The 12,732-nt window shown below is 29.3% G+C and carries 7 protein-coding genes and 1 pseudogene; 5 read left to right on the forward strand and 3 right to left on the reverse strand.

Annotation, left to right across the window (positions count from 1 at the left end; translation table 11 throughout):
• The 3 genes and pseudogenes from QM495_RS12530 to QM495_RS12540 all read left to right on the forward strand — a co-directional run.
• Positions 1 to 336: pseudogene (locus QM495_RS12530) on the forward strand (ribonucleoside-diphosphate reductase subunit alpha); the annotation flags it as partial.
• Between the two features lie 327 nt (positions 337 to 663).
• A complete protein-coding gene (locus QM495_RS12535) occupies positions 664 to 2,925 on the forward strand; it encodes an inorganic phosphate transporter (RefSeq protein WP_408672456.1) in 2,262 nt (753 codons plus the stop codon).
• A 323-nt stretch (positions 2,926 to 3,248) separates the two neighbouring features.
• Positions 3,249 to 3,596, forward strand: coding sequence for a membrane-binding protein (locus QM495_RS12540; protein ID WP_408672457.1), 348 nt, complete (start codon positions 3,249 to 3,251; stop codon positions 3,594 to 3,596).
• 72 nt (positions 3,597 to 3,668) lie between these two features.
• On the opposite strand, the gene QM495_RS12545 is transcribed toward QM495_RS12540, so the two are convergent.
• The 3 genes from QM495_RS12545 to QM495_RS12555 all read right to left on the reverse strand — a co-directional run bounded on the left by QM495_RS12545 (position 3,669) and on the right by QM495_RS12555 (position 8,114).
• Positions 3,669 to 4,709: a hypothetical protein gene (locus QM495_RS12545; protein WP_408672458.1), complete on the reverse strand. Its 1,041-nt coding sequence runs from the start codon at positions 4,707 to 4,709 to the stop codon at positions 3,669 to 3,671.
• 160 nt (positions 4,710 to 4,869) lie between these two features.
• The gene (locus QM495_RS12550; protein ID WP_408672459.1) at positions 4,870 to 7,605 is read right to left on the reverse strand and encodes a TonB-dependent receptor domain-containing protein; all 2,736 of its coding nucleotides are present in this window, start codon (positions 7,603 to 7,605) and stop codon (positions 4,870 to 4,872) included.
• Positions 7,606 to 7,736: 131 nt separating this feature from the next.
• On the reverse strand, positions 7,737 to 8,114 hold the full coding sequence (locus tag QM495_RS12555; protein WP_408672460.1) for a carboxypeptidase-like regulatory domain-containing protein: 378 nt from the start codon (positions 8,112 to 8,114) through the stop codon (positions 7,737 to 7,739).
• A gap of 165 nt (positions 8,115 to 8,279) precedes the next feature.
• On the opposite strand from QM495_RS12555, the gene QM495_RS12560 reads away from it, so the two are divergent.
• Positions 8,280 to 9,617 carry a deoxyguanosinetriphosphate triphosphohydrolase gene (locus QM495_RS12560; protein WP_408672461.1) on the forward strand — a complete coding sequence of 446 codons (1,338 nt, stop codon included), beginning with the start codon at positions 8,280 to 8,282 and terminating at the stop codon, positions 9,615 to 9,617.
• Positions 9,618 to 9,639: 22 nt separating this feature from the next.
• Positions 9,640 to 12,732 (forward strand): PA domain-containing protein (locus QM495_RS12565; RefSeq protein ID WP_408672462.1); only part of this gene is annotated, 3,093 nt, incomplete at its 3' end.

A 12,732-nucleotide genomic window follows, 5' to 3' on the forward strand; every position in this document is an offset into this window, starting at 1 on the left:
AAAGAGTTGTATAAAACCGTTTGGGAATTAAGTATGAAGGATATTATAGATATGTCTCGTCAAAGAGGTTATTTTGTGGATCAATCACAATCTTTAAATTTATTTATGCAGGATGCAAATTACTCTAAATTAACATCCATGCACTTTTATGCTTGGAAAAGCGGATTAAAAACAGGCATGTATTATTTACGTACAAAAAGTGCTGTGAATGCCATTCAGTTTACGGTTTCAAAAGGTAAAAAAGAAGAAGAAAAACCATTAACTCCTGAAGAATTAAAAGAGATGCTTATCGCATCACAGAATAATCCAGATGATTGTGAAATGTGTGGTTCATAGTAAGAAATATAATTGTTAATATCTTGTGAATAAGATTTTTTTTTGAATGAGTTATCAAATGTATTTTTTGTGACATTTGAATTTCTTAATATTCGTTCAAAAGAACTATATTTAAATAAGGTTATTAAACGATTAAATAATCAACCCAATAGCAAAGCCTCAAATTAAAAAATTTGAGGCTTTTTTTTATCTCATAATTAGTTGTATTTTAGTTTTAACATATTTATTAAAATACAAAATAGTATTTTTTAGTTATTGTTAACATTAACTTAATGTTAAGATTAAATTTTGAAGGTACTTTTGTAACGTAATTTCATAAAATAAATAATGGGAGATATTTACATTTTAATGGTGGTTGCTTTAGCTGTTTTAGCTATAATAGACCTTATTGTAGGTGTTAGTAATGACGCCGTTAACTTTTTAAATTCAGCTTTTGGATCAAAAGTTATTTCAATTAAAAATATTTTAATCATTGCAAGTTTAGGTGTCGCATTTGGAGCTCTAACATCAAGTGGAATGATGGAGGTTGCAAGAAAAGGAATCTTTGTTCCGGGGGAATTTTATTTTAACGAAATTATTTATATTTTTTTAGCGGTAATGATTACAGATATCTTATTGTTAGATGTATTTAATACCCTTGGTATGCCTACTTCAACAACAGTTTCAATTGTATTTGAATTATTGGGAGCTGCAGTTGCTATGGCATTTATCAAAATTTCAATGAATGACAACGAAACTGTTTCAGCAATTTGGAAATATATTAATTACGAAAAAGCAACCATTATTATATTAGGTATTTTGCTATCAGTAGTTGTTGCATTTTCTATTGGAGCATTGGTGCAATTTATTTCTAGATTAATCTATTCATTTAATTTAGAACATAAAAAAGGATATGTAAATGCTTTATTTGGAGGTTTTGCTTTGTCATCAATAACCTATTTTATTATTGTAAAAGGTTTAAAAGGAACTCCTTTTTATGGAGATATAAAACATGTTATTGAAGGGAATTTAACTCAAATTATGATTTTGAGTTTTATTGGATGGACAGTAATATCAGGAATTTTTATCCAATTTTTTAAAACAGATATCTTAAAAGTAATTGTAGGAGTTGGTACTTTTTCATTAGCCATGGCTTTTGCAGGTAATGATTTAGTGAATTTTATAGGGGTTCCAATCGCAGGTTGGAATGCTTATGAAGTTTGGCATGCTTCTGGGCAATTAGCTTCAGAATTTTCAATGGGAAGTTTGGCAGGTAAAGTACCTTCAAATACTATATTTTTAGTATTAGCTGGAGTTATAATGGTGCTAACGATTTGGTTTTCGAAAAAAGCGCGTGAAGTAATTAAAACAGGAGTTGATTTATCAAGACAAGGTGATGGAGCCGAAAAATTTCAACCAACAGATGTTTCTAGAGTTACAGTTAGAGGAGCTATTGCAATAAATAAGATTTTTGTATTTATCCTTCCAGAAAAAACAAGAAATTGGATTGATTCAAGATTTCAAGTTCCTGTAATTTCCCTCTCGAAATCTAAAAAATTCGAGATGCCAGCATTTGATAAAGTAAGAGCATCTGTTAATTTAGTAGTTGCAGGAATTCTTATTTCAATTGCAACATCGCTTAAATTACCATTATCTACAACCTATGTTACTTTTATGGTTGCTATGGGTACCTCTTTTGCAGATAGGGCTTGGGGAAGAGAAAGTGCTGTTTATAGAGTTGCTGGTGTATTAAATGTGGTTGCTGGTTGGTTTGGAACAGCAATTATTGCTTTTACAGCTGCTGCTATTGCATTGTATCTTATCAATTTAGGTGGAATTGCCGCAGTATCTATGTTATTGATTTTAGTTTTCTTATTAATTGGTAGAAATTATTTACGTTATAATAAAAAGCAAAAAGAAGCCAAAATTGAAAAGAAAATTAGCCGTGAAGAAATTATTACTGTTAGAGGTGTTATCAATGAAAGTTCTGAGCATATCGCTGCTGTTGTTAGAAGAGTTCATAAATTATATACAAATGTTGTAAATAATTTATCAGTTCACGATTTGAATAAACTTAAAAAAACAGATAAACACGTTAGTAAATTAAATCAGGAAGTTGAAGAATTAAAAGATGAAGTTTTTTATTTTATAAAATCTCTTGATGAGGAATCCGTAGCTGCTGCTAGTCGATTTTATATTTTAGTGTTAAGTTATTTACAAGATATTGCGCAAAGCATTAGTTTTATTTCAAAAGCTAGTTTTAAACATGTAAATAATAATCATAAAAATTTAAAAAAGCCACAAATAAATGATTTAAGGTTAATAAATGAAAAATTAACAATATTGTTTAATGAAATTGAAAGTGATTTTAATGAAAAAACTTTTACGAACTTATCTTTAATAATTGATGAAAAACAAGAGTTAGTAAATCATGTATCGGAATCTATAGATAAACAAATTTCTAGAATTAGAACAGACGAAACTAGTCCCAAAAACACTACATTATACTTTGGGATTTTATTAGAAACAAAAGATCTTATTACTGCTTTAATGAGTTTATTACAATTATACCAAGAGTTTTATATATTAGAGAATGAAAGGAATAGATAATTACACAGTATTATTCTAGTTTTAAAAAGCCTTCCAATTTGGAAGGCTTTTTTTTATTAAGAATTTACATAAAAAATAGCAAATAACATTTCTACAATCTTTGATGTTTCAATGTAAAGTTAATGTTAAGTAAATTATATTTTTAAAAAACAAGTTATTATCATTAAATCAAAAAACATATAAAACGCTAAAAACCAACTTAATAGCTTTTATTTAAAAAAACTTAATGTAAACTTAACGTTAACAAAAGGTTTTTTGAAGGTAAAACGTATACTTTTATATTATAATTAAATGTTGAGTATTAATTAAACCTAGAGATAGAAATGAAAGCGTTAATAAATATAATTATTATGCTGTTTTGTATAACAGTATTTTCACAAGAACAGAAAGTAGATTATAAAAAAGTGGATGATAACATGGTAAGAGCTACTTATTATTTTGTAGACAATAATTCAGTTGTTGAGCGTGAAGGTTTTTTTAATAAAGAAGGGAAGTTACATGGCTCATGGATTAATTATGATATGGAAGGAAATAAAACCGTTATTGCTAATTATAAAGACGGAAAAAAAGATGGTGTTTGGACTTATTTTAAGAATGATAAAATAAATATAGTTACGTATAAAGAAAATAAAATTATCAATGTTGAAGAAAAAGCTTTGGTAGTGAATTAGTTTGACCAATTAATATATTTCTTAATAAAAAAAAGCTTCCAACTTGGAAGCTTTTTTTATTTAAAATTAGTTCTATAAACCAACTTGTCTCCAAGTCCAAGTAGAAATATCTACCTGTGTGCCGCTATTATAGGCATTAGTTGTTGAAGCATCTGCTCCATCAATTTTAACATTAGATAAAGCTCCACCGTCTTTCATGTCAATATTTGTATCATAACCACTTAAAAATAAGTTAGTTATTGTAGCTCCAGACTCTTTTTTGAATTGTAAAGCAATTCCTCCAACAGTAGAAATTGCAGTTACATTTACAAAATGAGGGTTGTTGTTTACTTTATCTCCTTCAAAAGCGGTTGAAAACCCAGATATTGTATGTGAAATGTATGTATTTGTAATAGTTCCATTCCAACCTTCAGTCCAGTCAATAGCATCATCTTCATTGTTTTCTAAATAAATATTAGTTACAGATGCAGTTCCACCAAAAAATTCTACACCATCATCAGATCCATTTATAACTGCAATATTTTCTAAAATTGTTTCAGAGCCTACCGCGTATAATGAAATACCATTGTATTGAGATTCAGCATTAATTTGTGCTCCAGTGCCTATTATTACTAAGTTTTTGATTGTACCTGAACTATCAGTATCATCAGTACCTCCATAAATAAAACCGCCAACTTCAGCTTCAGCATTAACTCCAGCAGTAGTAGTTGCATTTCCACAAATAGTTAATCCTCCCCAATCTCCAGGATTACCGTTAAAAGAAGACATAACTACAGGGTTATTATCTGTGCCATTAATGTTAATTTTTCCACCTTTTAATATAGCAATGTAAACATCTGTACCACCATTATCGGCTTCAATTTGAGTCCCTGCCGGAATTGTAATTGTAACCCCTTCAGTGACAATAAAAGAACCAGTTAACTCATAACTAGTAGCAGGATTTAACGTAAAGTTTTCTTCAAGTTGACCATTTAAAATTCCAACTTTTAAGTTTTCAATAACTTCATTAGTTTCAATAATAATTTGGTTTGTTTCCGTATCATCACAACTAACTAAAGATAATAAAGCAAAAATTACTATTATTCCTATTAATTTAAAATTTGTTTTTTTCATTTTTATTCTTTGTTTATTTAGATATAAATTATGTACAAATAACTTTTTTTTTGAACATAAAGCTTTTAAGTAAATGTTAAGTTTTTATTATCAATTTTTAGTTTTATTAGAAATGTTAAAAAATTATTAACTAACTTTTTAAAGTTATTTTAATATGTTTTTAGAATGTATATTTAATACCCAAACTTAAATTTACACCCTTTTTGTAAGCACTTATAATTTTAGTTTTTTCAATTTGAGTAGATAAACTTTTAACTTTTTGTGATTGCTCAATTGCAGGGTCTAGCAAGTTTTTTCCTGTTAGTTTTAAGGATAAATTATTATTTATTTTTTTGCTCAAAACTAAATCAAATGTTATAAATCCTTTTTCTATAATTTCATCGTTATACAACACGGCACTATTTGTAAAATCTTCGGGTGCACCAAGCGCATAAATTTTATCTGAAGAGTAATTTCCCGCTAATGTTGCTACAAATTCATTTTCTTTATTGTTTTTATAACTTAAAGCGGTGTTTAAAATAAAATCTGATGCTCCTTGTAAATCTGATTCCGTTTTGTTGTTATATTGAAATTCTTCTAATAAATCTTGATTGAACCACATTTTTGTTGCGTTAAAATTTAGATTTAAATTACTGTTTTCTGTATCAATTAAGGTAAGTCTTGTTTCAAATTCTAACCCAAGAACATCGGCTTTTTCACCGGTATTATTGTAAGAAAAATTTCCTGAAGAACCTCTTGTTTGAGATAAGTTTATTGGGTTTTCAATTTTTTTATAAAAACTGGTAAAAGAAATTAGCTCTTTAGAGGATGGAAATAACTCCCATTTAATATCTAAATTATAATTTGTAGATTCCTTCAAGTCTGGGTTTCCTTTGGTTACACGACCCGTTGGAGAAACGTATTCAAAAGGTGCTAATTCTTTAAATTCTGGAAGTGTAATTGTTTTACTTCCTGCAAATCGTATGAAGTTTCTTTCGTTAATTTCGTATTTTAAATTTAAACTAGGTAATAATTTAGTGTAGCTATTTGTTAAAGTGCCTGTTCTACCAACATAATTTCCTACATCCCAAATAATATACATTTCGTTATTTTCATATCTAGCACCAACATTTCCTGATAGTTTATTAAATTCAAAATCTACATTGGTAAATCCTGCGTATACATCAAGTTTAGCTTCGTAAACATCAGGTGTTCTTTCTCTTAAAATTAAAGATCCATTATCAAAATTTGTTTTAATAAAGGCTGAAGATAAATTATCTATAGAAGTTACTTGAAAACCTTTTGCTCTAACCCCAATAAATAAGGAGTTAAAACTTCTTTCTTTTTGACGAAAGTTAGCACCAAAATTTATTTTAAAAGGATTATTTCCATTTTTATTAAACGTGATTTGATCTTTTAGATAACCGTTTAGTTCAGTATCTTTAATTTTTTGATTTGATTTCCGTTGTTGAAAATCTCCTACATGCGCAAATTGAACGGTGTTTTCATCTAAAATATTAACCTCATTTCTTATACGATTTGGTTCTCTAGCAATTACATAATTATAACCAACAGCCCAATTTAGGTTGTTTGTTTCAGAAATGGAATGAGTTCCTATAAATTGATTTACAAACATACGTGTTTGCTTTAGGTTTTGATCTCTAACAAAAGCACCATCTTCAGCAGGATTTTGATCAAAAACATAACCTTCACCATTTCTACCTTGTTCGTACAAATAATCAATAGTTTTATTTACAAATAAACTATTATAACTTATTTTATGATTTTCGTTTAATTTATATTTTACATTAAATAAGCCAGTTGCGTTATAGTTTGAAGTAAAAGTCTCGGCATCAGTAAAATAATTGTTCAAAATATTAGATCTATATTGCTTGTAAATTCCTATTTGATGATTAAAGGAATTCCCATGTGAAGCATTTACAAAAATTGATAAATCTTTACCGAATAATTGAATTTTTTTACCAGCAGATAAAGAAATTCTAAAGTTTACAGGGGTACTTTTAGTTTCAGTATTCCAACTTTGTAAAGTTATAGCATCAATAGTAGCATATCGATTTGTATAAATTCCAAAGTTTAAATCGTTTAAATTTTGTGTAGCTTTAAAATTATCATAAACTTCACTTTTAATAACATTTGTATTTGTACCACCACTAATATCGATTGAATATTTGCTCCCATTATATTCTTTTGAAGTAATATTAACATTCCCCGATGTTTGATCTGCATAATTATCTGTAGCATAAGTTTTACTGATACTTATATTTTGAATAATATTTGAAGAAAATAATTTTAAATCTATATTTTTCTTTTCAACATTATCTGATGGGATTGGCAAACCGTTCATTGTTGTTGTTAAATATCGATCTCCTAAACCTCTAATATAAATGTCGCCAGATCCTTCATTTTTGGTGACACCTGATATTTTTGAGGTTGCTGCTGCAGCATTAGAAACACCAATTTTAGCTAATCTTTCAGCGCCAATACTTTCTTTAATTATTGTTGCTTTTTTTTGCTCAGTTAAAAGAGCACTTTCAGATTCTTTTTTGGTACTTCCTGAAATTCGAATTTCACTTAACGAAACACCTTCACTAGCGCTTAATGTTTTGTTTATTGTAATAGTTTCACCGTCTTTTACAATTACGTTAGGCACTTCAATAGTTTTGTAACCTATAAAACTAAAAACTAAGGTATAAGTTCCGTGTGTTACCTTTATGGAGTAAGTTCCTTCAAATTCGGTGGTGGTTCCTGTAGTAGTTCCTTTTATAAATACGTTGGCAAATGGCAAAGGTTCATTTCCTACTTCTTTATCAAAAACAGTTCCTTGAATGGTACCTCTTGTTTGACTAAAAGCTATTGAGTTAATTAATACAATTATTAATATAAAAAAATTCTTCATTTCTTAAATTATTTCTTGCCGCAAAGGAATCGAAATAGTTTAGGAAAAAAGTTTTTTACTAGTTATAAAATGTTGATAAAAACGTTAATTTAATGTTAGCAAATAACAAAATATAGTGAGAAATTCTAAGCTTAATTTAAGGAAGAAATATCAAAAGAAATATCTTCAGCAGCTAAATTTTGAATAGTTGTAGTTGTTTTATTTGAAGTAACTATTATATTTTTAACTTCAATAGTTTTGTAACCAATAAAGCTAAATACTAAAGTATAGTTTCCTGGTTTAATGTTAAAATCAAAAGAACCATCTAAATTGGTAGTAGTTGCTAAGTTATAGTTTTTAATGGTAACATCTGCCAGCAATAAAGGATTATTATAAGCTTCATTATCAAATACAACACCTTCAATTTTACCATTTGTATTAGTTTCAGTAAAGAATGACTCAACTTCAAAAGATTGACTATGAGCAAATACACATGATAATACAATTGTTAAAAACCAACAAACCTTCATAGAAACGACTATTTAAAAACTAGAACAAATAAACATTGTTAATGTTAACTAAAAGTTACGCAAGGTTTAATTTTGTATAATTTTAATGTTAAGTTTATTAAAATTATAACGACTATTTATATAATAAAGAATTAAGTATATTGCACAATATAATTAAAAACAATTATGAATTGGAGTCAATTATTGTCCCTAAAAAGATTTGGAGATACAGAAAAGAGATTACGAATTAATCAGGACGAAACAAGGTTAGGTTTTGAGGTAGATTATGATCGTATTATTTTTTCTGATTCATTTAGAAGCTTACAGGATAAAACACAAGTTGTTCCGCTTTCAAAAACAGATTTTGTACATACAAGATTAACACATAGTTTAGAAGTGAGTGTGGTTGCTCGTTCATTAGGTAGAATTGTTGGTGAACAAGTTTTAAGAAATCATACAAACCTAAGGCAAGAAGGCTTTAAAATAAATGATTTTGGAGCAATTGTTGCTACTGCTGCATTGGCACATGATATTGGGAATCCTCCTTTTGGGCATAACGGTGAAAAAGCTATAGGAGAATACTTTAAAAATGGTAAAGGGCAAATATACAAAGACAAACTTACACCTAAACAATGGCAAGATTTAATAGATTTTGAAGGAAATGCCAACGGTTTTAAAATTTTATCAGAAAATAAGGAAGGAGTTGAAGGAGGTTTACGTTTATCTTATGCAACATTAGGAGCTTTTATAAAATACCCAAAAGAATCGTTACCAAAGAAACCAACAAACCAAATAGCAGATAAGAAATTTGGAATATTTCAATCCGAAATCCCTTTTTTTACTGATGTTGCTAAAGAATTAGGGTTAATTTCAAGCGGGGAAAATGGGAATGTTGCATACAAAAGGCATCCGCTAGCGTATTTAGTTGAAGCAGCTGATGATATTTGCTATACGATTATAGATTTTGAAGACGGAATTAATTTAGGTTTAATTGAAGAAGAATTTGCCTTAGAATATTTAATAAAGTTGGTAAAAGACACCATTAATTCTAAAAAATACCATCAATTAAAATATAAAAAGGATCGTTTAAGTTATTTAAGAGCATTAGCAATTGGAAACTTAATAAATGAAGCGGTTGCTGTTTTTTTAGAAAATGAACAAGCAATTCTAAAAGGAGAGTATCCTTACTCATTATTAGAAAAATGCAAATATGAAGCCCAAATAAATGATATTATTAAAATAAGTGTTGAAAAAATTTACAAAAGTAGAGAAGTAGTTGAAAAAGAACTTGCAGGTTATACAGTAATTGCAAAGCTTTTAAATGTTTTTTTAACGGCAGTTCATAATAATTTCAATAATTGTTTAACAAATTATGATAAATTAATTTTACATTTGCTACCAGAGAATTTAGCTGAAAATAATAAGTCTCTATATGTGAGGACGTTAAATACGTGTAGATATGTTGCTAGTTTAACCGATGGTTTTGCGCTACAACTTTATAAAAAAATAAAAGCTGAACAATAATAATTTAAATTTACAATTGGTAATGAAAAAAAAACTCCTATTAATTTTAATGCTAATTTCAGTAGTTACTATTACTTATTTAAGCACAAATAGTACTGATGAAATAACAAGTGTTGGAATAGCCAAGTTAAGAAAACAACATGAAAACTTTTTAGCTAATAGCCCATTTAAAGAAACCTTAAAACTTTCAAAAAAAGAAAGAAAATCGTTAGGAATTCCTCCAAATAAATATTTTGAGAGACAATGGGAACTTACAATGGATCCTGCAACAGGAAAACCACAACCAGAAAGATTATTTGCTTTACAAGAGTCTTTAAAGTTGAAAGGTGTTGCAAATAAAAACCCAGGTTCTGCTATGGATAATAGCTGGGAAGAAAGAGGTCCAAATAATGTTGGAGGAAGAACAAGAGCTATCATGTTTGATCCAAACGATATCACAAATAAACGAGTTTTTGCAGGAGGTGTTAGCGGGGGTATATGGGTGAATAATGATATTACTAATGAAAATTCTACATGGTCTTTAGTTGATATACCTCAAAATTTAGCTATTAGTGTTATTACCTATGATCCAAATAACAAAAATATTTTTTATGCAGGAACTGGAGAGTCTTATGTTGGAGGTGATGTAAATGGAAATGGATTATGGCAATCTACAGATGGCGGTGTTAATTGGTCAAAAATATTTGGAGGAATAACAGGTGAAACAACATTTCAATCAAACTTAAAAGTTACTGTAAATTCACCAACTATAATTGCAGGTGATTATCAGGCAACTTCTGCAGCTTTTGGTCCAAGTATAACAACATTAACAGGGAATTTAGTTTTAGCAGATGATAGTACAGCATTACCTACTGAAGCGTGTAAACCCCTTACTAATAATTCAGAGATTAGCGGTAATATAGCTGTTATAGATAGAGGGAGTTGTACATTTGTATCTAAAGTACTAAATGCTCAAGATGCAGGAGCTATTGCAGTTTTAGTAATAAATAATGCTGCAGGTCCACCAATTTCTTTAGGTGGTACTGAAGATGGAACAATTACAATTCCTTCATTAATGATTTCAAAAGCTGATGGAGATTTAATAAAACAACAATTAACTACAGGAGTGAATATTTCTATTGAAATGACGGATTCACCTTTCTCAGGAAATTTTGTTACACCAGGGATTCAACATATTAATGATGTAAAAGTTAGAGATATTGGTGGAGGAATTAGTGAGGTTTATGTTGCAGTTGGAGAATCTTTTTATTCAAATTCAACACCTTCATCGTTATTAGGTGTTGAACAATACGGGCTTTATAAATCTTCAAACGATGGAGCAAGTTGGTCTGTAGTTAACTTACCACTTACTTCAGGAGGTAGTACTTATGTTCCAAATGATATAGAAATTGGATTTGATAATACTATTTGGGTATCAACTACTAAAAATGTAATTTATGGAGAAGGAGGAGGAACCATACTTTCTTCAACAGATGGCTCTACATTTACCGTTAAACATGCAATAACAGATGGAGACAGAACTCAAATAGCTGTCTCAAAATTAAATGCGGGTGTTGTTTATGTTTTAGCTGAGTTAAGTAGTGACGTAACTCCTGTATATATGGCAAAAACATCCGACTCATTTGGTGTTGTTGATGTAGTTTCACTTCCAAATGATGCCGATACGGGTATTCCCGAAGAAGATTTTACAAGAAGTCAAGCCTTTTATGATTTAATGATTGAAGTTGATCCAACTAATGATGATATTTTGTACGTTGGTGGAATTGACTTATTTAGATCTACCGATGGAGGTACGAGTTGGGGACAAATATCAAAATGGTCAAATAATAACAATTTAGGAGGTTTAAATATACCTTCAGTTCATGCAGATCAGCATGTAATGGTATTTAACCCAGCAGACGCTAATCAAGCAGTTTTCGGTAATGACGGAGGTGTTTATTTTGGAAATAGCTTATCAGATGCACTAACTACAATAACGGCTATTTCAGCAAGAAATAATAATTATAACACGCTTCAATTTTATAAAGGAGCAATAGGAGCAGATATTTCATCTGAAAAATTATTAGCAGGAGCTCAAGATAATGGTTCACAGTTCATTAATAATGCAGCGACAGGAGTGAATGGATCAATAGAAGTTTCAGGTGGAGATGGAGCTTATACGTTTATTGATAAAGACAATGACTTTTTAATATCGTCGTACGTTTATAATAATTATTATTATTTAAACTATGATACAGGTGATTATGTTTATGAAATAGCAGCGAATGATAATGATGGAGATTTTATTAATCCAGCAGCTTTAGATAGTGATAATAATATTTTATATGCTTCAGGATCAAGTAAAATTATTAGGTATAAATTAGGTTGGACTGCAGCTACAAGCACTTCTTTAACAAATTCGTTGTTAAATGCTTCTCCAACAGCTTTTAAACCATCTACATTTACAACTACAACCTTATTTGTTGGTACAGAGAATGGTAAACTTTTAAAATTAACAAATGCAAATTTAACGACTCCAACTTGGATTGATATTACTGGAGATTTGTTTTATGGGAGTATTTCATGTATTGAATTAGGAACTACTGAAAATGATATTATGGTTACTTTTCATAACTATGGTGTTACAAATGTTTTCTTTACAGAAGATGGAGGAACAACTTGGCAAAATAAAGAAGGAAATTTACCAGACCTACCAGTTAAAGCAATTTTAATGAATCCTCTTAATTCTAATCAAGTAATATTAGGAACTGATTTAGGGGTTTGGGGGACTTCTAATTTTAATGATACAAATCCTAATTGGGTTCAATCCCAAAATGGCATGAAAGATGTTCAAGTAACAAGTTTTGATTTAAGAACATCAGACAACACAGTTCTAGCTTCAACTTATGGAAGGGGATTATTTTCTGGTATTTTCACTTCTGAAGAAGATAATATAGATACAGATGGCGATGGCGTTTTAGATGCAGACGATTTATGTCCAAATACACCAACAGGTGAAGTTGTTGATGCTAATGGTTGTTCCAACGGACAATTAGATGATGATGGCGATGGTGTTCAAAACAGTTTAGATTTATGTTCAGGTACTCCAGCAGGAGAAGTGGTAAATTCAGATGGA

Origin of the sequence: Lutibacter sp., from assembly GCF_046055765.1 — a bacterium.
GTDB lineage: Bacteria > Bacteroidota > Bacteroidia > Flavobacteriales > Flavobacteriaceae > Lutibacter.

What these genes read in the sequence shown, in the direction of transcription:
- QM495_RS12550 (WP_408672459.1), bottom strand. Translation starts at nt 7,605, where the DNA reads ATGAAGAATTTTTTTATATTAATAATTGTATTAATTAACTCAATAGCT.
- QM495_RS12555 (WP_408672460.1), bottom strand. Translation starts at nt 8,114, where the DNA reads ATGAAGGTTTGTTGGTTTTTAACAATTGTATTATCATGTGTATTTGCT.
- QM495_RS12545 (WP_408672458.1), bottom strand. Translation starts at nt 4,709, where the DNA reads ATGAAAAAAACAAATTTTAAATTAATAGGAATAATAGTAATTTTTGCT.
- QM495_RS12535 (WP_408672456.1), top strand. Translation starts at nt 664, where the DNA reads ATGGGAGATATTTACATTTTAATGGTGGTTGCTTTAGCTGTTTTAGCT.
- QM495_RS12540 (WP_408672457.1), top strand. Translation starts at nt 3,249, where the DNA reads ATGAAAGCGTTAATAAATATAATTATTATGCTGTTTTGTATAACAGTA.
- QM495_RS12560 (WP_408672461.1), top strand. Translation starts at nt 8,280, where the DNA reads ATGAATTGGAGTCAATTATTGTCCCTAAAAAGATTTGGAGATACAGAA.